The organism is Streptomyces sp. 6N223 (assembly GCF_052246635.1).
Lineage (GTDB): Bacteria > Actinomycetota > Actinomycetes > Streptomycetales > Streptomycetaceae > Streptomyces.
In genome coordinates, this window is sequence record NZ_JBQQCA010000031.1 from 65008 (window position 1) to 85326 (window position 20319).

19 protein-coding genes and 1 pseudogene are annotated in these 20319 nt (G+C 75.6%); 9 read left to right on the forward strand and 11 right to left on the reverse strand.

Features of this window, described 5'->3' with window-relative positions; translation table 11 throughout:
- Nucleotides 1-29: 29 nt before the first annotated feature.
- The 3 genes and pseudogenes from ACTWQH_RS19875 to ACTWQH_RS19885 all read right to left on the reverse strand — a co-directional run bounded on the left by ACTWQH_RS19875 (nucleotide 30) and on the right by ACTWQH_RS19885 (nucleotide 3841).
- Entirely contained in the window at nucleotides 30-530 is a 501-nt protein-coding gene (locus ACTWQH_RS19875) for a DUF6328 family protein (protein WP_443287975.1), read from the reverse strand.
- Nucleotides 527-1489 carry a SigB/SigF/SigG family RNA polymerase sigma factor gene (locus tag ACTWQH_RS19880; protein WP_443287976.1) on the reverse strand — a complete coding sequence of 321 codons (963 nt, stop codon included), beginning with the start codon at nucleotides 1487-1489 and terminating at the stop codon, nucleotides 527-529. Before ACTWQH_RS19880 ends, ACTWQH_RS19875 begins: the two co-directional genes overlap by 4 nt.
- 212 nt (nucleotides 1490-1701) lie before the next feature.
- Nucleotides 1702-3841: pseudogene (locus tag ACTWQH_RS19885) on the reverse strand (catalase).
- 161 nt (nucleotides 3842-4002) lie between these two features.
- Here ACTWQH_RS19885 and ACTWQH_RS19890 point away from each other — a divergent pair.
- Genes ACTWQH_RS19890 through ACTWQH_RS19905 form a run of 4 tightly spaced genes read left to right on the forward strand, consistent with a single transcriptional unit; the run spans nucleotide 4003 to nucleotide 6581 of the window.
- On the forward strand, nucleotides 4003-4527 hold the full coding sequence (locus ACTWQH_RS19890; RefSeq protein ID WP_443287977.1) for a hypothetical protein: 525 nt from the start codon (nucleotides 4003-4005) through the stop codon (nucleotides 4525-4527).
- Between the two features lies 1 nt (nucleotide 4528).
- Entirely contained in the window at nucleotides 4529-4987 is a 459-nt protein-coding gene (locus ACTWQH_RS19895; protein WP_443287978.1) for a phage holin family protein, read from the forward strand.
- Nucleotides 4960-5553, forward strand: coding sequence for a DUF3618 domain-containing protein (locus tag ACTWQH_RS19900; protein WP_443287979.1), 594 nt, complete (start codon nucleotides 4960-4962; stop codon nucleotides 5551-5553). Before ACTWQH_RS19895 ends, ACTWQH_RS19900 begins: the two co-directional genes overlap by 28 nt.
- The gene (locus ACTWQH_RS19905; RefSeq protein ID WP_443287980.1) at nucleotides 5550-6581 is read left to right on the forward strand and encodes a YihY/virulence factor BrkB family protein; all 1032 of its coding nucleotides are present in this window, start codon (nucleotides 5550-5552) and stop codon (nucleotides 6579-6581) included. The genes ACTWQH_RS19900 and ACTWQH_RS19905 overlap by 4 nt, the downstream gene beginning before the upstream one ends.
- Nucleotides 6582-6625: 44 nt before the next feature.
- On the opposite strand, the gene ACTWQH_RS19910 is transcribed toward ACTWQH_RS19905, so the two are convergent.
- Nucleotides 6626-7030 carry a ChaB family protein gene (locus ACTWQH_RS19910; RefSeq protein ID WP_443287981.1) on the reverse strand — a complete coding sequence of 135 codons (405 nt, stop codon included), beginning with the start codon at nucleotides 7028-7030 and terminating at the stop codon, nucleotides 6626-6628.
- 49 nt (nucleotides 7031-7079) lie between these two features.
- Entirely contained in the window at nucleotides 7080-7985 is a 906-nt protein-coding gene (locus ACTWQH_RS19915) for a polysaccharide pyruvyl transferase family protein (protein ID WP_443287982.1), read from the reverse strand.
- A gap of 106 nt (nucleotides 7986-8091) precedes the next feature.
- On the opposite strand from ACTWQH_RS19915, the gene ACTWQH_RS19920 reads away from it, so the two are divergent.
- From ACTWQH_RS19920 to ACTWQH_RS19940, 5 genes are all read left to right on the forward strand, one after another.
- Nucleotides 8092-8943 (forward strand): glycosyltransferase family 2 protein, encoded by an 852-nt coding sequence (locus ACTWQH_RS19920; RefSeq protein WP_443287983.1) that lies wholly within the window; start codon nucleotides 8092-8094, stop codon nucleotides 8941-8943.
- A gap of 4 nt (nucleotides 8944-8947) precedes the next feature.
- Nucleotides 8948-9829, forward strand: a complete 882-nt coding sequence (locus ACTWQH_RS19925) for a glycosyltransferase family 2 protein (protein WP_443287984.1) — start codon at nucleotides 8948-8950, stop codon at nucleotides 9827-9829.
- A 180-nt stretch (nucleotides 9830-10009) separates the two neighbouring features.
- On the forward strand, nucleotides 10010-11407 hold the full coding sequence (locus ACTWQH_RS19930; RefSeq protein ID WP_443287985.1) for a cytochrome P450: 1398 nt from the start codon (nucleotides 10010-10012) through the stop codon (nucleotides 11405-11407).
- A gap of 18 nt (nucleotides 11408-11425) precedes the next feature.
- Nucleotides 11426-12586, forward strand: a complete 1161-nt coding sequence (locus tag ACTWQH_RS19935) for a terpene synthase family protein (RefSeq protein ID WP_443287986.1) — start codon at nucleotides 11426-11428, stop codon at nucleotides 12584-12586.
- Nucleotides 12587-12638: 52 nt separating this feature from the next.
- Nucleotides 12639-13946, forward strand: coding sequence for a phthiocerol/phthiodiolone dimycocerosyl transferase family protein (locus ACTWQH_RS19940; protein ID WP_443287987.1), 1308 nt, complete (start codon nucleotides 12639-12641; stop codon nucleotides 13944-13946).
- On the opposite strand, the gene ACTWQH_RS19945 is transcribed toward ACTWQH_RS19940, so the two are convergent.
- From ACTWQH_RS19945 to ACTWQH_RS19970, 6 genes are read right to left on the reverse strand one after another with little or no spacing between them, the layout of a single operon-like run.
- On the reverse strand, nucleotides 13903-14823 hold the full coding sequence (locus ACTWQH_RS19945) for a glycosyltransferase family 9 protein (protein ID WP_443287988.1): 921 nt from the start codon (nucleotides 14821-14823) through the stop codon (nucleotides 13903-13905). The two genes, ACTWQH_RS19940 and ACTWQH_RS19945, sit on opposite strands and share 44 nt — an antisense overlap.
- A complete protein-coding gene (gene rfaE2, locus ACTWQH_RS19950) occupies nucleotides 14820-16250 on the reverse strand; it encodes a D-glycero-beta-D-manno-heptose 1-phosphate adenylyltransferase (protein WP_443287989.1) in 1431 nt (476 codons plus the stop codon). The genes ACTWQH_RS19945 and rfaE2 overlap by 4 nt, the downstream gene beginning before the upstream one ends.
- Nucleotides 16247-16909: a D-sedoheptulose-7-phosphate isomerase gene (locus ACTWQH_RS19955; RefSeq protein WP_443287990.1), complete on the reverse strand. Its 663-nt coding sequence runs from the start codon at nucleotides 16907-16909 to the stop codon at nucleotides 16247-16249. The genes rfaE2 and ACTWQH_RS19955 overlap by 4 nt, the downstream gene beginning before the upstream one ends.
- Complete coding sequence (locus tag ACTWQH_RS19960) at nucleotides 16902-18209, reverse strand: glycosyltransferase (protein ID WP_443287991.1); 1308 nt, start codon at nucleotides 18207-18209, stop codon at nucleotides 16902-16904. Before ACTWQH_RS19960 ends, ACTWQH_RS19955 begins: the two co-directional genes overlap by 8 nt.
- Nucleotides 18209-19210: a glycosyltransferase gene (locus ACTWQH_RS19965; protein ID WP_443287992.1), complete on the reverse strand. Its 1002-nt coding sequence runs from the start codon at nucleotides 19208-19210 to the stop codon at nucleotides 18209-18211. Before ACTWQH_RS19965 ends, ACTWQH_RS19960 begins: the two co-directional genes overlap by 1 nt.
- The gene (locus ACTWQH_RS19970) at nucleotides 19207-20274 is read right to left on the reverse strand and encodes a glycosyltransferase family 9 protein (RefSeq protein ID WP_443287993.1); all 1068 of its coding nucleotides are present in this window, start codon (nucleotides 20272-20274) and stop codon (nucleotides 19207-19209) included. Before ACTWQH_RS19970 ends, ACTWQH_RS19965 begins: the two co-directional genes overlap by 4 nt.
- Nucleotides 20275-20319: the final 45 nt, after the last annotated feature.

Below are 20319 nucleotides of genomic sequence, written 5' to 3' on the forward strand. Positions count from 1 at the left end.
CTCCAATCGGTCTCGTGCGACCCTCGGGTTCAGGGGGTGATGCGGCGGCGAAGGATGCGGGGCAGTACGCCCCACAGCCCGCCGCACAGCAGCAGCGCGCCGCCGGCGGCGGCGATCCCGGCCGCGCGGCCCACGACAACGTCGACGACGAGCAGCAGCGAGCCGGCGAACGCCAGGGCGAGCACGCCGAGACCCAGGCTCGCCAGCCGGGAGGAGGCGTTGACGATCTCCCGCTTGGCGCCGCGCCGGAAGAGTGCGCGGTGCAGCGCGGCCGGGGCGGTGAACAACACGGTGGAGGTCACCGCGAGCAGCAGCGTCACCAGGTACGTGCCGCGCTGCACCGTGTCGAGCGACTCGAACCGCGGCGTGAAGGCGAGGGTGAGCAGGAAGGCGAACAGGATCTGCACGCCGGTCTGCGTCACCCGCAACTCCTGGAGCAGCTCCTGGAAGTTGCGGTCGTCGCGCTCACGCGGCGTCTCCCTGCGCAGGGGCTCCCCGCGCAGCGGCCCGTCTCGGGGGGGAACCGTCACGGACCGGGCTCCGCGCGTTCCGCCCGCCCGGCCTGACCGGCGTGCCTGGCGTGCCCGGTCTGCCCCGTCTGCTCCGTCTGCTCCGTCTGCTGGGTCTCAGCGGCCCGCTCGGGGCGCGGGGGGTGCTCCACCTGCTTCTCGATCTCCTGGCGCAGGTGGGAGCAGGTGCGGGTCAGCAGCCGGGAGACGTGCATCTGGGAGATGCCTATGCGTTCGGCTATCTGACGTTGCGTCATATTCTGGAAGAAGCGCAGGTACAGGATGCGCTTCTCGCGCTCGGGCAGCTCGCGCAGCCGGTCCTTGACGGACTCGCGCTCCACGACCCGCTCGAAGCCGGGCTCGTTGTTGCCGAGGGTGTCCGCGAGCGAGGGGCCGCCGTCGCCGCCGCCACCACCGCCGGTGCCGGTCAGCTCGGCGTCGAGCGACAGCACGGAGAAGCACTCCAGGGCCGACATCCCGGTACGCACCTCGTCGGGCGTCAGGCTGCTCCGCTCGGCGAGCTTCTCGATGTCGGTGGGGGGTTCGTCGAGTCCGTGGGACAGCTCGTGCTGGGCTGTCCGCACCCGGTTGCGCAACTCCTGGACGTGCCGGGGCACATGCACCCCCCACAGGTGGTCGCGGAAGTGCCGCTTGACCTCGCCGACGATGGTGGGCACCGCGTAGCTCTCGAACGCCGTGCTCTTGGTCGGGTCGTAGCGCTTGACCGCCTTCACCAGGCCGAGCCGCGCCACCTGCTCCAGGTCCTCAAGGCTCTCGCCCCGGTTGCGGAACTGCCGGGCCAGGCGTCCGGCCATGGGCATCCAGGCACAGATGATCTCCTGGCGCAGTTCCTCCCGCTCAGGCCCGTCGGGAAGCCGGGCGGCTCGCTCGAAGGCGGCGGCGGTGTCGGGCCTGTCGTGGTGGCGGTGCCGGCGACGCTGCCGGCCGTGCGTCGTGACCTGTGCGGTCGAGGTGGGCATGGGACTGAAGCTCCCTTCTCGGTGTCCATGAGCGAACATGCGAGAACCAACAGGAGCCGGACTCCCCGCCTGCGAGGGGCGGTTGAGGCCGCGCTCCCGCTGCCGTGCCTTCGCCCGTGGCGAGAGGCACTCGCCCCGGGTGCCCCGGAAGAAGTGGCCCAAACCCTGCGCTCCGTCACCGCTTTCTCCGCCTTCTTCTCCGTTCCCTTCCCTCAGGCCGGCACGCGGTCGCTGTCGCGGCCCCAGTGACGGTGGGCGGCGATGGCGTCGGTGAGGGCCGTGACGAAGCCCGTGGAGGCGATGGCGACCTCCGCGCTGGTGACCACGCCCCGGTCGGAGACCACGCCGTCGCCCGGCTCCGCCAGCCGCACCCCGGCCAGGCGCACGTCGCGCAGCAGGGCGACGCCGCTGCCGAGCGCGGCCACGCACTTGCCATGCTTGAACGCCTCCGCCACGTAGTGCAGCGCCAGGCCGTCCGCCATCAGGGCGTTCACGCCCTCCGCGCCGCCCGGCACCATCACCGCGTCGTAGAGGACGGACGCCATGGTGTTCAGGGCCCGGTCCGCCCGCAGCCGCCTGCCGGTGTCGCAAATCAGCTCCCCGTCGCGCGGCGCCAGCACCTCGGCGGTCGCGTCGCCCTCGGCGAGCGCGGCCCGCAGCGCGATGAGGTCCTCCTCCGACACGCCGTCGGCCGCCAGCAGCGCGACGCGCCGCGTGGCGATGGTGTCGGTGCGGCTGCGCGAGAGGCTCAACGCCGGGGAGCTGCGGCCGTGGTTGCTGACGGCCGCGCCCTCGGGCCGGGGCACGCCGATGCCCTCGGCGACGGCGGTGGCCAGCTCGTGGTCGACGTGGCCCAGCTGCTCGGCGGTGCGGCGGCGCACCTGGTGGCTGGCGACCTTGCCCAGCTCGAAGCGGAACGCCGCGACGATGTGCCGCCGCTCCCAGTCGGCCATGCTGTTCCAGAACAGCGTGGCCTGGCTGTGGTGGTCGGCGAAGCTCGCGCTGCGCTTGCGGATCTTCGCGCCGTCCACCCGCTCGGTGAAGTGCCGGTACGCCGGGCCGTCCGCGGCGTCGGGGTCGGCCATCATGGGGCAGCCCGCGCCGAGGGAGTTGGGGGCATAGGAGGCCTGGCCGGGCTGGATGCGGTGCTGGCCGTGGCGTCGCGCTGGTTGTTGCGGACCTCGGCGACGGGACGGTTGACGGGCAGCTGCTCGACGTTGGGGCCGCCCAGGCGTATGAGCTGGGTGTCGAGATAGGAGAAGTTGCGGCCCTGGAGGAGGGGTCGTTGGTGAAGTCGATGCCGGGCACGATGTGGGCGGTGTGGAAGGCGACCTGCTCGGTCTCGGCGAAGAAGTTGTCCGGGTTGCGGTCCAGCACCATCCGCCCGACCGGGCGGACCGGCACGACCTCCTCGGGGATGATCTTCGTCGGGTCCAGCAGGTCGAAGTCGAAGCGGAACTCGTCCTCCTGCGGCACGAGTTGGACGCCCAGCTCGTACTCCGGGCAGTCGCCGCGCTCGATCGCCTCCCACAGGTCGCGGCGGGTGAAGTCCGGGTTCTTCCCGGCGATGGCCTGGGCCTCGTCCCACACCAGGGAGTGGGTGCCCAGCAGCGGCTTCCAGTGGAACTTCACGAACGTGCCCTGCCCGTGGGCGTTGACGAAGCGGAAGGTGTGGACGCCGAAGCCCTGCATCATGCGGTAGCTGCGCGGCAGCGCCCGGTCGGACATCAGCCACATCACCATGTGCATCGACTCCGGCTGGAGGGAGACGAAGTCCCAGAAGGTGTCGTGGGCGGAGGCGGCCTGCGGGATCTCGCTGGGCGGCTCGGGCTTCACGGCGTGCACGAAGTCGGGGAACTTGATGGCGTCCTGGATGAAGAAGACCGGGAAGTTGTTGCCGACGAGGTCGTAGTTGCCCTCGCGGGTGTAGAACTTCGTCGCGAAGCCGCGCACGTCGCACACGGTGTCGGCGGAGCCGCGCGAGCCCGCGACCGTGGAGAAGCGGACGAAGACGGGCGTGCTGCGCTCGGGGGCCTGGAGGAAGTCGGCCTTCGTGAACTCGGCGAGCGAGGCGTAGGGGCGGAAGTGCCCGTACGCGCCCGCGCCCCGGGCGTGGACGACGCGCTCGGGAATGCGTTCGTGGTCGAAGTGGGTGAGCTTCTCGCGGAAGTGGAAGTCCTCCAGGAGGGTCGGCCCGCGCTCGCCCGCGCTGAGGGAGTTGCCGGTGTCGTGCAGGCGGGTGCCGGAGTTCGTCGTCAGGCGGGTGCCCTCGGCCCGGTCGCGGAGCGGTTCGAGTTGCTCGTGCTTTGCGTTCGCGTCGTGGGGGTGATGGGGGTCGTGGGGGTCGGGCATGGCGGGTCCTTCCGCTGGCACAGTGCACGGATTGTTCGGTTTTCCCGAAGCATGCGACACAAACATCCGCTATGCCGTTTTGCTCCCGGCTAACGGTGGCTACTCGCCCTCGCGAGCCCGAGCAGACGAGCAGAGGAAGTCGACAGAGGGGCACACATCCCATGACCGAGAACCCCGAGCGGCGGACACCGGCCGCCACCGAGGCCGGGCGCGCGGCCCAGGAGAAAGTCCAGGAGAAGGTCCCGGACGAGATCCAGGGCCGGGCCGTACAGGCCAAGGATCAGGCGCAGCGGCAGGCGCAGCAGCAGGCCGAACGCCAGACGCAGCGGACCGCCGGCACCGTGCGCCAGTGGGCGGACGACCTGGCCCGTATGGCGGAGCGGGCGCCGGACGACTCGCCGACGCGCGAGATCGTGGCCCGCGCCGCCGACGGCGGACGCCGTGCCGCCGACTACCTGGAGGATCGCGGCCCCCGCGGGGTCGTCGACGACGTGCAGGGATTCGCCCGCCAGCGGCCGGCGGCGTTCCTCGGCGGAGCGGCGCTGGCCGGCTTCGCCGTCGGACGGCTGGCCAGGGCGGGCAGCTCCCAGGCCGGCCGCCTCCAGGCGCGGGCGGGGGAGCCGAGCCCTGGCCAGGGAGGACAGGAAGGGCAGCGAGGACAGCGAGGACAGCGAGGGGAGGAGTGAGATGACGACGACCGAACGGCAGGGCACCGAGCGGCGGGCCGAGCGGCTCGCCGAGGCGCGGGCCCACGAACCCTCCGACGCCGACGGCTCGGTGGGCGAGCTGCTGTCGGCGGTGACCTCGGACGCCCAGACCCTCTTCCGCCAGGAGGTGGAGCTGGCCAAGGCCGAGGTGCGTCAGGAGGCGACGAAGGCGGGCAAAGCCGCCGGCATGTTCGGCGGCGCCGGGTTCGCCGGCGTCCTGGTGATCGTCTTCGGCTCGCTGACGGCCCTCCTCGCCCTGGCCAACGTGATGGACGCCGCCTGGGCCGGGCTGATCGTCACCGGCGCGTGGGCGCTGATCGGCGCCGTCCTCTTCCTGCTGGCCCGCTCCCGGATGCGGAGCGTGTCGGCCACACCCGACCAGACCATGACATCGCTGAAGGAGAACGCACAATGGGCACGGCATCCCCGGAGAAGCTGAGGGCCGAGATCGAGGACACCCGCGCCAGGTTGACCGCCGATCTGGACCGCCTGGCCGACCACGTCAGCCCGCGCCGGGCGGCCGGCCGCCAGGGCCGGCGCGTGCGCGGCGCCGCGACGGGGGTGCGCGAGCGGGTGATGGGCAGCGCCGCCGAGGGCACCGGGCAGGCCAGGGAACGCACCCAGCAGGCCGCCGAGTCGGCGCGCGAGTCGATGCGGGAGTCCGCCGAATCGGCGGGCGAGATGGCCAGGCAGGCGCCGGAGCAGGTCGCGCGGCGGGCCGAGGGCAATCCGCTGGCGGCCGGGCTGGTGGCGTTCGGCGCCGGCATGCTGGCCGCCTCGATGATCCCGAAGTCCACGGCCGAGGAGCGGGCCGCCGGCCGGCTGGCGGACCGGGCCGGGGAGTTCGCGGGGCCGGTGAAGGAGACGGCCCGCGAGTCCGCGCAGCGGCTCGGCGAGGACGCCAAGAAGACCGCCAAGGAGGCCGCCCGCGAGGTCCGGGAGCGGACCAGGCGGCAGGGTTCCGGCCAGCAGGGCCCCGGCCAGGAGGGCGGGTCGACGGAATGAGTGAGAACGCCGAGGGGCGGCCGCCCGAGGAGCGGCCGCCCGGCGGGCCGAGCGGCGGCGAGCCGACCTCCGAGGAGCCGACGTCCGAGGAGCCGAGGGCCGAGGCGAAGCCGCCCGCCAAGGGGCCGACCGATCTGCCCGCGGCCTCCTGGTGGGCCGTGCTCAAGCGCACGCCCAAGGAGTACAAGGCCGACGGCCTCTCCGACTGGGCGGCGGCGCTGACCTACTACGGCGTCCTGGCGGTCTTCCCCGGGCTGCTGGCGCTGGTGTCGATCGCCGGCCTGATCGGCGGCTCCGCCATCGACTCGCTGATCGACAACGTCGCGACCCTGGCTCCCGGCGCGGCCCAGGACATCCTCACGACCATGCTGGAGGAGCTGAAGGGCAAGCGGAGCCAGGCCGGGATCGCGCTGGTCGTCGGCGTCGCCCTCGCCCTGTGGTCCGCCTCCGGCTACGTGGCCGCCTTCATGCGGGCGTCCAACGCCGTCTACGACATCGGCGAGGGCCGCCCGGCGTGGAAGACGCTGCCGACCCGGCTGGCGATCACCGCCGCCGTGTTGATCCTGACGGCGGCCGTCGCCGTCGGCGTGGTCTTCACCGGCACCCTCGCGCGCCGGGCGGGCGAGGTGCTGGGGCTGAGCGACACCGCCGTCACCGTCTGGAACTGGGCCAAGTGGCCGGTGCTGATCATCCTGGTCAGCCTGGTCATCGCCGTGCTCTACTGGGGCGCCCCGAACATCCGGCACCCCTTCCGCTGGGTGACGCCCGGCAGCCTGCTGGCCGTACTCATCTGGCTGGCGGCCTCGGCGGCGTTCGGGTTCTACGTGGCCAACTTCGGCAGCTACAACAAGACCTACGGCAGCTTCGCCGCGATCATCGTCTTCCTGATCTGGCTGTGGATCTCCAACATCGCCGCCCTGCTGGGCCTGGAGTTCGACGCCGAACTGGAGCGCTCCCGGGCGCTGGAGACGGGCCACCCGCCGGGCGAGGAGCCCTACGCCGAGCCCCGGGACACCCGCAAGCTGTAGTCAGTAGCCGACGGGCGTCCCGAGGCTGCGGCGTCAACGGCCCGTCAGCGGCTCCGGGCCTTGCGCGTCCGTGCGCGGTTCTCCTTTCGGATGGCCTCCAGCAGCTGGCCCTTGTCCATCTGCGAACGGCCTCCGATGTCCAGCTCCTTGGCGACCGCGTACAGGTGCTGCTTGGACGCCTTCTCGTCAACGCCCTGCCCGCTGCGCCCGCCCTGCTGGCGGGGCCGCGCGGACTGCGGGTCGGAGGGCGCCTTGCGGCCCTTCTCCTTGCGCTCCCAGCGGTCGCCCACCTTCTCGTAGGTGTGCTTGAGCGCGCCGTACGCCACCCGGTGGGCCCGCTCGCCCTCGCCGTACTGCTTCACGGCGGAGTCGTGCGCCTTGATCCAGGTGCGCTGCGCCTCGGCGGGCGAGCGCTCCAGTGTTGAGGGCAGTTCCTTGCGTCCTGGCATCCTCAATCACCTCCTGTGGTCCAGCGTAGGAACATACAGCCTATTTCGCCTATTCTCCGCGTAGTGCCGCGGGCAGCCCGTCGGCCGCGTCCGGCGCCCCGGCCAGCGCGGCGAGCCGCTCCCGCGCCGCCCCGCGGCCGTGCGCCAGGCACCACGCCAGCCAGTCGTCGAGCACCCGCCCGTCCGCCCGCTCGCCCGGCACCAGCGCGGGCCAGCCGCAGGCGCGCGCCTGCGCCGTGACCTTGGCGCCGCCGCGCACCGGATCCACCGCGATCGGCGGCACTCCGACCCGCAGCGCCAGCACCAGCCCGTGCAGCCGGTCGGTGACGACCGCGTCCAGCCGCGACAGCGCCGACAGCAGCTCGTCGGCGGTGCGGCACAGCCGCCCGTCCCGCTCGTCCAGCCGCGTCTCCAGCACCACCGGCGCGCAGGGGGCGCGTGCCAGCCACGCCGTGACGGTCTCGGCGACCGCCTCGTGCAGGCGGCGTTCGCCGTACTCCCGCTGTCCGTGGGTGAGGAGCAACCCGACCACCGGGCGGCGGCCCGCGCCGGGCCCGCGCAGCGCCAGGTCCCTGCCCGGCGGGCGCCCGTCCGGCCCGTCGCGGGCCAGCACCGCGTGGAAGCCGGTGACCGCCGGGTCGGCCGGGTCGATCACCGAGGTTCCCACGGCGATGCGGCGGCAGCGCGCGAAACGCCGGTGGAGGCGGGCCAGCTGCGCGCCGTGAAGCGGGCCGCAGACGAAGAGCAACAGCGCGTAATCACCCGGCTCGGCCTCGTCGAGCGTCAGCCCGCCGGGGAGGAAACGCGGACTGAACGCCACGTCGTATGCGACGCCCAGCTCGCTCAGCACCTGCTCGACCCGCCGCAGCGCCAGCACGTCCCCGGCCGTGGCCTCCCCTTCCAGGAAGCTGAACCAGCCGGACACCAGGGCCCGCCCTTGCGACGCTGCCGTCATCTCATGCGGGTTACCCGGCACCGGGGCACCAAACGTTTCCTCCCGCCCCACCCGGGGCACTCGCGGCGGCGTGTCCGACCCCTCTGCCGCAGGGTCCGCGGGATCCGTGGGGGTGGTCATCGCCACCCGCGACCGCGCCGACCGCCTGGCCGTCACGCTGGAGCGGCTGACGGCGCTGCCCGAACGCCCGCCGATCCTGGTCGTCGACAACGCCTCGGCCGACGGTACCGCCCGCATGGTCGCCGACCGCTTCCCCGGCGTCGGCCTCCTGCGCCTGCCCGCCAACCGGGGCGCCCTGGCCCGCAACGACGGCGTCCGGGCGCTGGGCGTCCGCTACGTCGCCTTCAGCGACGACGACTCCTGGTGGCAACCGGGCTCGCTGGCCCGCGCCGCCGGCCTGCTGGACGCCGACCCGCGCCTCGGCCTCCTGGCCGCCCGGACGCTGGTGGCCCCCGACGGGACCCCCGACCCCGTCAACGCCGCGCTGGCCGGCTCGCCGCTCCCCCGCCTCCCGGGCCTGCCGGGGCCGCCGGTCCTCGGCTTCCTCGGCTGCGCCGCCATCGCGCGCCGCTCCGCGTTCCTCGCGGCCGGCGGCTATCACCCCCTCCTCTTCTTCGGCGCCGAGGAAACCCTCCTCGCCTACGACCTCACCGCCGCCGGCTGGCTCGCCTGCTACGCGCCGCAGGTCACGGCCGTCCACCACCCCGCCCCCGGCTCCCGCCCAGGCCGCGCGGCGCTGCTGCGCCGCAACCAGCTCCTCACCGCCTGGCTGCGCCGCCCGCTGCCCGTCGCGCTGCGCGACACCTGGCGCCTGGCGCGCCGCGCCCCCTCGGACCCGGCCGCGCTGCGCGCCCTCGGCGAGGTGGCGTCCCGCCTGCCCGGGGCGCTGCGCCACCGTCGGCCCCTGCCCGCGGCGGTGGAGCGCGCCGCCCGCCTGCTGGAGGCGAGCGGTGGATAGCCGGGTGTCGGTCGTGATCATCACCCACAACCGCCGCGAGGAGCTGCTCCGCACCCTCGGCCGGCTGGCGGCGTTGCCCGAGCGCCCGCCCGTGATCGTCACGGACAACGCCAGCACCGACGGCACGCCCGAGGCCGTCGCGCGGGGCCATCCGGAGGTCCGCGTACTGCGCCCGGGCACCAACCTCGGCGCCATCGGCCGCAACCTCGCCGTCCGTCACGTCACCACGCCCTACACGGCGTTCTGCGACGACGACACCTGGTGGGAGCCGGGCAGCCTGTCGCGCGCCGCCGACCTGCTGGACGACCAGCCGGCCGTGGCCACCGTCACCGCCCGCATCGTGGTCGAGCCCGGCGGCACCGAGGACCCCATCGTCGCCGAGCTGCGCGCCTCACCCCTCCCCCGCCCCGCGGGACTGCCCGGCCCGGCCCTCGGCTCCTTCCTGGCCGGGGCCACCGTGCTCCGCACCGACGCCTTCCGCGGCGCGGGCGGCTTCTCCCCCCGCCTGTGGCTGGGCGGCGAGGAGGAGCTGCTGGCCGCCGACCTGATGGCGGCGGGCTGGTGGCTGGTCTTCGACGACCGCCTGACCGTCCACCACGCCCCGTCCGCCGCCCGCGACCCGACCCGCCGCCGCGCGGACGGCATCCGCAACACCCTGTGGACCACCTGGCTGCGCCGCCCGGCGGGCGCGGCGGCCCGCCGCACGGCGTCGCTCCTGGCCTCGGTCCCCCGCGACGCCGCCTCCGCGCGGGCGGTGCTGCGCGCGACGGCCGCCCTCCCCCGGATCCTCCGCGAACGCCGCGTGGTCCCCCCGGAGGTCGAGCAGCGCCTGCGCCTGCTGGACGCCACCCAACGCGCCTCCCGGGCCCGCCGCTACGTCGGCTGACCGGCGTCCCCCACAGGGATGAATGCGTTCACCCACACGCGGGGTCAATTGCCATCTTTGACTTGGATGCCACGATTCTCGCCAAGCTCTGGAGAGCGACGGGATGGCCGTGGGGATGGCCGTGGGGATGGCCGTGGACGCGGTCTCCTGCGGCGTGCGGCGCGTGAGGGGAGGCCCGGTGTGACCTACACGGCAGCGGCGGCACCAGGGGCGTTCCCGTTGATCGGCCATGCCTGGCCGATGATGCGCCGCCCGCTGCGGTTCGCCGAGTCGCTGTCCGCCCATGGCGATCTGGTGGAGGTGCGCCTCGGCCCGGTGCGGGCCCTGGTGCCCTGCCATCCCGAGCTGCTGTGGCAGGTGCTGACCGACGACCGGGTCTTCGACAAGGGCGGCCCCTTCTACGACCGCGTGCGGGCCACGATCGGCAACGGAGTCGGCAGCTGCCCCCACGCCGAGCACCGCCGGCAGCGCCGGCTCATCCAGCCCGCCTTCCATCCCGCGCGGCTGGAGCGGTACGCGCCGGTCATGGAGGAGGAAGCCGCGGCGCTGACGGAGCGCTGGGAGGCCGGGCAGGTGATCGACGCCTACCGCGCACTGTACGGGGCCGCGCTGCGCACGGTGCTGCGCAGCCTCTTCGCCACCCGGGTCGGTGACGAGGCGGTGGCCCGGTTCGGGGAGTCGGTGGAGACGGTGCTCAACCAGCTCACCGCCCGGATGTTCCTGCCCCGGCCGCTGCGGCGCCTGCCCCTGCCGGTCAACCGCTGCTTCGAACGGGCCGTCGCCGACCTGCGGCGCCGCATCGACGCCCTGGTCGCCGACTACCGCCGTGGCGGTGCGGACCGCGGGGACCTGCTGTCCTCCCTCATCGCCGCGCACGACGAGAGCGCCGTGCACGACGAGAGCGCGGTCGGCGGCGCGCGAGGGCACCTGGACGGCCTGGACGACACGGAGATCCACGACCAGGTCCTGACCCTGCTGGCCGCCGGTTCCGACAGCGTCGCCGCGACGGTGTCCTGGGCGCTGCACCTGCTGGACGCCCACCCCGAGGCGCTGGCGACGCTGCACCGGGAGGTCGACGCGGCGCTCGGCGGCAGGCCCGCCCGCGGCACCGACCTGCCGGGCCTGCCGTACACCGGCCGCGTGCTCGCCGAGGCGCTGCGCCTCTACCCGCCGGGCTGGCTGTTCACCCGGGTCACCACCGAGGAGACCGAGTTGGGCGGGCACCGGCTGCCGCCCGGCACCACCGTCGCCTTCTGCGCCCCCGCGGTGCACCGGCGGCCCGGGGTGTACGACCGCCCGCGTGCGTTCGACCCCGACCGGTGGCTGCCGGAGCGCGCCCGCTCCCTGCCGCGGGGGGCCTTCGCGCCGTTCGGCGGCGGCGCCCGCAAGTGCGCGGGCGACGTCTACGGGCTGACCGAGAGCATCCTGCTGCTGGCCACCATGACCAGCCGCTGGCGGCTGCGCCGCGCCCCCGGCAGCGACCTCCGCCCGGTGGCCCTGTCGACCGCCCTGCGCCCGCGCCGCCTGCTGGTCGAGCTGTCCACCCGCGACGGGCCCGGCGCGGCCGCCAACGGGTGAGGCCGAGGTGAAGTCGAGGTGAGGCCGCCCAGACGCGAGACGATCATGCAGACCCCTGACGAGGTCACCGGCGAGGTCACCGGCGAGGTCACCGGCGAGGTCTCGGTGGAACTCCCGCCCCGCTACTGCCCGCTGCCCACCGCCCGGCACCCCGACGAGGCCGTACTGGCCACGCGCACCGCCGACTGGATCGACCGCTTCGACCTGGCGTTGTCAGCACAACAGCGAGCCCGCATGCGCGGCAACGACTGCCCTCACTTCTACGGCAGGATCATGCCCCGCGCGCCCGCCGACCGAGTGCAGCTCGCGGTGGACTGGTGCACCCTGATGTTCCACTTCGACGACGTGTACTGCGACGAAGGCCCGGCCGCCAGGCGCGCCGGCCGGTTCGCGAGCCTGGCCGCGAGGATCGTGCGGGTTCTTGAGGCGCCGGACGCACGGCTGGACGCACCCGGGGAGCGCCTGCTGCCGCCGGTGCGGGACCTGGCGCAGCGGGCGCGGCGGTGGGCCGCCGCCACCCAGGTGCGGCGCTGCGCCGAGGCGCACCGCGCGTGGTTCCTCGCCGTGCTGTGGGAGTTCGGCCACCGCACCGCGCGCACGACGCCGACGCTCAACGACTACGCCCACATGCGCCAGCACACCGCGGCGGGCGGCGCCACCCTGGCCTGGGCGGAAATCATCGACGGTGAGGAGATCCCCGACCGGGAACTGTCCTCGCCGGCCGTGCGTGCCCTGACCGAACTGGCCCTCACCACCGCCGCCTTCGACGACGACCTCTTCTCCTACGGCAAGGAGCTGTGGGTCGCCCGCCACGAAGGGACCCCGCCGTCGGGCCTCAGCCTCGTGGAGATCCTCCGCCGCGAGCACCGGTGCACCCGGAAGGAGGCTCTGCACCGGGCGGTGGAGCTGTGCAACCGGCTCACCCACCGCTTCGTCGAACTGCGCGAGCGGGTCTCACCCCGCGCCAGCGGACCCCTGCGCGCCTACCTCGACCACCTCGCCCACCTGCTGCGCGGCAACCTCGAATGGGGTCTGAGCGCCGACCGCTACCGCAACCCCGACGGCCGCAGCCCCGGCGCCGTCACCACCCTGGCCTCCTGGACGACGACCCCGCCCACCGACGCCTCACCGCTGCCGGTCTCCTCCATCGCCTGGTGGTGGGACCCACTCGATCTCTGAGAAGGACATCCGAGAAGGACATCTGAGAAGGACATAGGAAAGAGGCAAGCCGATGGAATCGAGCCGCCCTCTCGTCGCCGGCGAGGCGGCCATGGCCCGCACGGGCACCCCCGCGGTCAGCGGAGTCACCGTCCACGGCCCGCTGGACGTCGATGCCCTGGCACGGGCCGCGGACCAGGTCTGCGCCTGGCATCCGGTCCTCAGATGCCGCATCACCGCGGAGGCGGACGGCTACCGGCTGGCCGCGGCACCCCACGAGCCGCCGCCGCGCCTGCGCGAGACGGAGCGGTGCGAGGACATCGACTCCCCTTTCGCGCCCGGCGAGCCGCTGCTCCGCGCCGCCGTGATCCGCCGTCCGGCCGACGCCTGCCACCGGGTGGCCCTCGCCGTCCACCACGCCGTCGCCGACGGCGTATCCGGCCTGGCGCTGCTGTCCCGCCTGTGGCAGACGTACACCGCGCTCGTCGCCGGGAAACGCCCGCCCGCCCCGCCGGTCGAGCCGCGACTGCCGCGCCCCGCCGAGGAGCTGCTGGCCGAACGCCACCCTCCCGAGGACATCGCCGCCTGGCTCGCCGACCAGGCCGCCGCGGCGGCCGGTCAGCCACCGCCCGCCCGGCTGCTGCCCGCCCGCGCACCCGCAGCCGGCCACGGGGCGCACCTGCACACCGTCGAGCTGCCCGGCGCGCAGGTCGTCCGCCTCTACCGGGCCGCCCGGCGGAAGGGAACCACGCCGGCCGGCATGCTCTCCGCACTCGTCCTGCTGGCGGCCCGCACCCAGCTCCGCCCGGTCCAAGGGCCGCTGCCCCTGGCCCTGGGCTCGATGGTCGACCTGCGTTCCCGGACGGCCCCGCCCATCCCCGCGCACCGCGTGGTGCAGGCGTCCTCATTCGTGCCCGTCACGGCCCAGGTCAGCGCCGCCGACGACCCGGCCGCGCTCGGACGCGCGGTGGACAGGCAACTCGCCTCCGCGAGGGCCGACGCCTACGCCGAGCGGCAGGTGGTGGCCATGAGCCGGCTGCCCGACGGGCCGGTCGCTCTGCCGTTCACCGCGATGCTCAGCAACCTCGCGGCGTTCCCGCTCCGCCTGACCCTGCCACCGGGAACGAGCGCCACGGAGCTGTTCGCCTACGCCCCACCGCCCGGCCCGGTCCCCACCGTCTTCGTCACCCGCACCCGTCAGGCCCTCGGCCTGCACCTGGCCACTCCCCGGGCGTGGTTCCACGTGGAACAAGCCACCGGTCTCGCCCGGTCCCTGACGCGCCACCTCACCGCGGCCATGGGCGAGGAGGGAGCACGCCCGCGGTCGCGTTCCCGGCCTACGGGAGGGCAGCGAGGGCGCGCAGCACCTCGGCCGGGGTGATGCGGAGGAGGCGGGGGTCCGGGTCGGAGGCGTGGGGGTCGGGATGCGGGTGAGGGGACGGGTGGTGGAGGACGCGGTGGTGGGGGGAAGGGGGCGGGCCCCACCGGGTCGGGGGGACGGGGCCGAAGAGGGTGACGGAGGGGGTGCCGAGGGCCGTGGCGAGGTGGGAGACGCCGGTGTCGCCGACCACCACCGCCTTCGCGGCGGCGATCAGGGCGGCCAGGCGCGGGAAGGGAAGGGCCACGAGGGCCGCCTCGGGCGGCAGGCCCGCGAGGGTGGTGACGCGGTGGGCGAGCGGCGCCTCGGACGGGCTGGCGGTGACGATGACCTGGTGGCCCGAGCGGTGGAGGGCGCGGGCCACGGCGGCGAAGCGTTCGGCGGGCCAGCGGCGGGCGCCCGCGTCCGCGCCCGGGTGGAGGACGGTCGCGCCGGGGGCGGGGGAGGCGAGGGGAGGTGCCACGACCCGGAAGTCGGAGGGGTCGGCGGGGGTGCCGTGGTGGGACAGCAGGCGGCACCAGCGGAGGCGTTCGTGCTCCTCCGGGTCCCAGCGCGGCCCGGATTCGAGCGCGTAGGCGTAGAGCTGACGAGGCGTCAGGGCCCGGAGGGGGGCGACGCTCTCGGGCCCGCGGCCGTGGAGGTCGACGGCGAGGGCTGGGGGCGGGTCGGTCCACGGGATGCGGGAGGGGACGGCGCGGCCCGGGGCCGAGGCGGGGAGTACGCCGTCGACCGCGCCGGTCAGCGCGGCCGCCGGGGCGAGCCAGGAGGGGGCGGCCAGCAGCAGGCGTTCGCCGGGGTGCGCGCGCCGCAGCGCGCGGAGGGCCGGGACGCCCGTCAGCAGGTCGCCAAGCCCGAGGGCCCGCAGGACGACGACGGTCACAGCCCCGCCGCGCGGCGCGCCAGCTCGGTCGTGGAGCGGCCGTCGAGGTAGGGCAGGACCAGCGTCTGGCCGCCCCACTCCCGCAGCGCCGCCGCCTCCGGCAGGTCGCGGACGCTGTAGTCGCCGCCCTTGACCCACACCTCCGGCCGCAGCTCGCGCAGCAGCCGCTCCGGCGTGTCCTCGTCGAACTCGGCCACCGCGTCCACGCAGCCGAGCCCGGCCAGCACGCGGATCCGGTCGGCGGCCGGGTTCAGCGGGCGGCCGGCGCCCTTCAGGCGGCGTACCGAGGCGTCGGAGTTGAGGCAGACGATGAGGCAGTCGCCCGTCCGGCGGGCGTTCTCCAGGAACTGCACGTGCCCGGCGTGCAGCAGGTCGAAGCAGCCGCCGGCCGCCACCACCGTGCCGCCGCGCGACCGCACCCGGTCGATCAGGGCGTGGATCTCGGTGAGGCCGCGCGGCACCCCGGAGTCGGCGGGGTCGTGCCACGGCTCCGGAGGGCCGACGGCCTCCGGAGAGCGCCAGGCCGCGCCCGCGATGCCGCCCGCGGCGACGAACGCCGACGCCGCCTCCGTCGCCCGCCCCACCGCCTCCGACGGCAGGCCGCCGTCGGCCAGCACCGCCATCGCCGTGGCGGCGAAGCAGTCGCCCGCGCCGCATGGGTCGCCGTCGCTGTGCGTGGTGACCGGGACGTAGAGCGGGTCGTCGCAGTGGGCGGGGGTGAGCACCGCGCCGCGCTCGCCGAGCGTGACGGCGACCGAGGCCGCCTGCCAGCGTTCCGCCAGCAGGGCACCGCGGCGGCTGTGGGCGCGCAGCGTGTCGTCGCCCTCCGGCACGGCGCGGCCCACGAAGCCGCGCGCCTCCCGCTCGTTGGGCGTCACCAGCCGCGCCCCGGCGACCGGCCGGCCGCCGCGCGGGTGCGGGTCCCACACCATCGGGACGCGCCGGGCCGCCTCGCCGAGCGGGGCCCGCACCGCCGCCGCCGTGCCCTGCCCGTAGTCGGCGACGAGGACCGCGCCCGCCTCGGCCAGCGCCTCGCGTACGCCCGCGCCCGCCGGCCCGGGGGTGCCGCCGCCCCGGTCGAAACGCAGCAGGGGCCGGCCGTCGACCATCACCCGCGACTTGACCGGCAGCGTTCCCTCCCACGGCACCTCGGCCAGCCGCACCCCGGACGGCAGCAGCGCGCGCACCATCTCGCTGGCCCGGTCCCCGCCGAGCGCGGCGACCAGCACCACCTCGCGGCCGTCGCGGGCCGCGAGGGCGGCGGCGAGCCCGGCGCCGCCGGGGCGGCAGCGCTCGGCGTTCACCTCGACGACGGGGACGGGCGCGTCCGGGGCCAGGCGCGTGGCGTCCCCCTCCACGTCCTGGTCGAGCAGCACGTCGCCGACGACCACGATCGGCCCGTTCTGACGGCGCGTCATGCGGCTCATGTCGCCTCCGCCCGCGCGTAGGGGTTCACGGTGGCGGCGGCCAGCGCCGCGTCGAACGCCTCGCACACCACGTGGAGCGCGACCAGGTGGGCCTCCTGCACGGTGGCCGGGGTGTCGGCGTGGACGCTGAGGACCCGGTCCGCCTGCGCGGCCAGCGGGTTCGGCGCCGGGCCGGTCATCGCCCACACGCGCGCGCCCGCGGCGCGGCCGGCGGTCGCGGCGCCGAGGAGGTTGTCGCTGCGGCCGGAGGTGGAGAGCAGCACGAGCACGTCGCCCGGGCGGCCGTGGGCGGCGACCTGGCGGGCGAAGACCTCGTCGAAGCCGTAGTCGTTGCCGATGGCGGTGACGGAGGAGGTCTCCGCGTGGAGGGAGATCGCGGAGAACGGGCGCCGGTCGGTGGCGTACCGGCCGACGAGTTCGGCGGTGAGGTGCTGGGCCTGCGCGGCGCTGCCGCCGTTGCCCGCGGCCAGCAGCCGGCCGCCGGCGGGAAGCACCTGGGCGAGGTGGCGGCCCCAGGCCACGGCCTCCCCCATGCTGCTGCCGCCGGGTCCGTCGCCGTCGCGCAGGCGGCGCAGCGCGTCGAGCAGCGACTGGCAGTGCTCGCGGCCGATGGATGCAGCGCATGCTGCCGCCGTGTCGTCAGGCATGACCTCAGACATGGGCGTTCTCCTTCCTGCCGTCGGGGGCGTACGCGCCCGCGCGGATCGCGTGGTAGACGCGCTCGGTGGCGGCGGCGACCGAGGCCCAGCGGTAGCGGCTGAGGACCCGGCGCCGCCCGGCCGCGCCGCACGCGGCCCGCGCGGCCGGGTCGGCCAGCAGCCCGGCGGCGGCCTCGGCCAGCGCGGCCGGGTCGCCGGGCGGCACCAGCCGCCCGGTGCCGGGGTCGGCCACGGTGTCCCGGTGCCCGCCGACCGCGCTGGCCACCACCGGAACGCCGCACGCCATGGCCTCCAGCGGCACGATGCCGAACGGCTCGTACTCCGCCGGGCACAGCACCACGTCGGCGCCGCGCAGCAGCGGCGGCACCTCCTCGCGCGGAACGCCGCCGGTGAAGCGGACGCGGTCGGACACGCCCAGCTGCCGGGCGACCGACCGCAGCCGGCGGATCTCCGGGTCGGCCGCCAGCAGGTCCGGCCGGTCCGCCGGCGGGCCGCCCGCCACCACCAGCTCGGTGTCGGCGTAGGCGTCGGGGAGCCGGGCCAGCGCCGCGATGGAGGTCTCGGCGCCCTTGCGGGGCACGAGGCGGCCCAGTTGCAGCAGCCGGTGGCTCCGCGCGCCGGTGGCGGCGGGCCCGGCGGGCGTGAAGAGGTCCGGGTCGACGCCGCAGGGCACGACGCTGACGCGCTCGGCGGCCAGGCCCATGGCGGTCAGCTCGGCCACCTCGTCGCGGCAGGTCGCCACGGTGCGGTCGCAGCTCAGCCCCACGTACCTCTCCCACGCGATCCTGCCGGGCGGGCTGGTGTCGGCCGCGCCCTGGTGGCGGCGCTTGACGGTGCCGAGCGCGTGGTAGGTGTGCGCGAAGGGGATGCCGAGCGGCATGGCGGCCCGGAGGGTGGCAACGCCGGACATCCAGAAGTGCGAGTGCACGACGTCGGGCGGAGCCGCGGCCCACTCCCGCTCCAGCCAGGCGCCGAAGGCGGGCATGAAGGGCAGGAGCCGGTCCTTGGGCACCGGCTCGGGCGGCCCGGCGGGCACCTGGCGCACCGTGACGCCGGGCCGCAGCCGGACGGTGGCGGGCAGCGCGGCGGAGTCGCGGCGGGTGTAGACGGTGACGGCGTGGCCCCGGTCGGCGAGGGCGCCGGCGAGCTGCGCCACGTGAACGTTCTGGCCTCCGGCGTCCTCGCCGCCCAGCGCCGCGAGCGGGCTGGCGTGCTCGGAGACCAGGGCGATGGCGAGGCCCGTGCTCGGGCCGGGGCTCGGGCCGGGACTCGGGCCGGGGCTCTGGCTGGTTCGCGTCATCAGCGGGTCACCTCCTCCGTCAACAGGTCCCAGTCGTGCAGGAATCGCTTCAGCCCGTAGCGCTCCAGCGCGGCCTGGCGCGCGGCCCGCCCGGCGGCCTCGGCCGCCCCGGGGTCGCGCACGAAGCGGGCCGCGGCGCGGGCCATCTCCTCGGGCCGCGTGGTGAGTACGCCGGCCTGAGGCGGCACGGCGGCCACCGCCTCGGTGCTGGCCAGGCCGACGACGGGCATCCCCAGGTGCATGGCCTCGATCAGCGACAGCCCGAGGGACGTCCAGCGCACCGGGTGCAGGTAGACGCGGCGCCGCGCCATCTCGGCGTGCAGCTCCCGCTGCGGCAGCTCGTGGTCGCGGCAGCGGTCGCGGCGTTCCGGGGGCAGGCCGAGGCGCGCGGCCAGGTCCGCCGTGCCCATGCCGAAGACGTCCAGCGGCACGGCGCCCGCCAGACCCGGCAGCAGGTCGGTGCCGGTGGTGCGGCCGCGCCGCAGCGGGTCGTTGACGACGACGGCGGCCCGCGCCAGCTCGCCGGTGTAGCGGTGGCCGGGGTCGACGACGCCGTGCTCGACGACGGCCGTGGGCGTGGTGCCGCTGTCCCAGAACAGCCGGTTGAAGTGGGTGACGTGCACCAGGAGCACGTCCTTCAGGTCGTCGCGGTCGGCGCAGGGGTGGCGGGTGTCGGGCACGGGGCCGGCGCCGTGGGCCCCGCCGTCGGGGGCGTTGTGCTCGACGTAGACGGCGGGCACGTCGCGGCCGGGGCGGCGGCCGCCGAGCCACCGCTCGGCGAGCGCGGCCTCGTGGGGGCGCTGGAGCAGGACGAGGTCCACGGGGGCGTCGCGGAGGGCGGCGGGCGGGAGTTCGACGACGGAGTCGGGCCAGTCGTAGGTGCGGGCCCGGCCGCGGCCGTCCGGGCCCCGGTCGGGCAGGACGGGCACGAGGTAGGTGTGGCCGCCCTGGACGAACGCCGTGGTCCAGGAGCCGTGGACGTGCCACAGGAGGATGTTCACGCGGCCGACCTCCTCGGGGTCCCGGCCCGGGTCCGGGCGGGTTCGCGCCGGCCCTCGGGCGTCAGGGCGGCGACCGCGTCGAGGACCTCGTCGTCGGTGATGGAGTCCAGGCAGGGGTGGCCCGCCACCGGGCACAGGCGGGCGCGGGTGCCGGCGCAGGCGGTGTCCTGCCGGCCGAGCCGCAGGTGGGGAACGCGGTAGGGCAGCCAGCGGTCGGCGCTGACGACGGGCGAGAACAGGCTGATGATCGGCGTACGGACGGCCGCCGCGAGGTGCGCGGGGCCGGTGTTCCCGGCGATGACGACGCGTGCGCGGGCCAGCACGCCGGCGAGTTCGGGCAGCCCGGTGCGCCCGCCCAGGTCCAGCGCGTGGCCGCCCGCGACCCGGCGCGTCAGGCCCTCCTCGCCCGGCCCGCCGGTGACGACGATCCGGTGGCCGGCGTTCGCCAGCGCCGCGACGGCCTGCGCGGCGCGGGCGGGGGTCCACATGCGGGCGGGCACGGCGGCGCCGGGGTGGACGACGAGGTAGGGGTCGTCGCCGGTGAGGTGGGTGGTGTCGGGGTAGGAGGCGATGCGCAGCGCGCCGCCGTCGCCGGGCGGGAGCGCGAACCCGGCCGCCTCGGCCAGCTCCAGGGCGGCGGCGGCCTCGTGACGGTACGGCGCGCGCTGGTGGCGCAGCTGGAGCAGCGACCCGGGGTAGTGCTCGCTGTCGGCGGCGACCCACGGAACGCCGGCGAGCTTGAGCAGCAGGGCTGCCGGGAGGGGGCTCTGGTGGTGGGAGGCGAAGATCAGGGCCCGGTCGAAACGGGCGGCGGCGATGCGTTCTATCAAGCCGTGCACGCCCTCGGGCTGGACGGCGGGCGGGGAGAGGCTCACCCACGGCGCGTCGTAGACCAGGATCCGGTCGACGCCGGGCAGCAGGCGGCCGGCGGCCTCGCCGCGCGGGCCGCACAGCAGGGTGGTGCCGGCGGATCCGCCGGCGACGGCGCGGATGGCGGGGCCGGCGAGCAGCACGTCTCCGGCGCTGTCGAGGCGCACGACGAGGGTGTTGGGCGCGTCGCTCATGGGCGTCCCGCTCCTTTCACTCGTCCGGCGTCGGGGGTTTCGGCC

Bases quoted from the DNA above. Each gene is read 5' to 3' on its own strand.
- ACTWQH_RS19895 (WP_443287978.1), top strand. From the start codon at position 4,529: ATGACGACGACCGAACGGCAGGGCACCGAGCGGCGGGCCGAGCGGCTC.
- ACTWQH_RS19960 (WP_443287991.1), bottom strand. From the start codon at position 18,209: ATGACGCGAACCAGCCAGAGCCCCGGCCCGAGTCCCGGCCCGAGCCCC.
- ACTWQH_RS19915 (WP_443287982.1), bottom strand. From the start codon at position 7,985: ATGACGGCAGCGTCGCAAGGGCGGGCCCTGGTGTCCGGCTGGTTCAGC.
- ACTWQH_RS19940 (WP_443287987.1), top strand. From the start codon at position 12,639: ATGGAATCGAGCCGCCCTCTCGTCGCCGGCGAGGCGGCCATGGCCCGC.
- ACTWQH_RS19970 (WP_443287993.1), bottom strand. From the start codon at position 20,274: ATGAGCGACGCGCCCAACACCCTCGTCGTGCGCCTCGACAGCGCCGGA.
- ACTWQH_RS19890 (WP_443287977.1), top strand. From the start codon at position 4,003: ATGACCGAGAACCCCGAGCGGCGGACACCGGCCGCCACCGAGGCCGGG.
- ACTWQH_RS19905 (WP_443287980.1), top strand. From the start codon at position 5,550: ATGAGTGAGAACGCCGAGGGGCGGCCGCCCGAGGAGCGGCCGCCCGGC.
- rfaE2 (WP_443287989.1), bottom strand. From the start codon at position 16,250: ATGAGCCGCATGACGCGCCGTCAGAACGGGCCGATCGTGGTCGTCGGC.
- ACTWQH_RS19900 (WP_443287979.1), top strand. From the start codon at position 4,960: ATGGGCACGGCATCCCCGGAGAAGCTGAGGGCCGAGATCGAGGACACC.
- ACTWQH_RS19880 (WP_443287976.1), bottom strand. From the start codon at position 1,489: ATGCCCACCTCGACCGCACAGGTCACGACGCACGGCCGGCAGCGTCGC.
- ACTWQH_RS19955 (WP_443287990.1), bottom strand. From the start codon at position 16,909: ATGTCTGAGGTCATGCCTGACGACACGGCGGCAGCATGCGCTGCATCC.
- ACTWQH_RS19910 (WP_443287981.1), bottom strand. From the start codon at position 7,030: ATGCCAGGACGCAAGGAACTGCCCTCAACACTGGAGCGCTCGCCCGCC.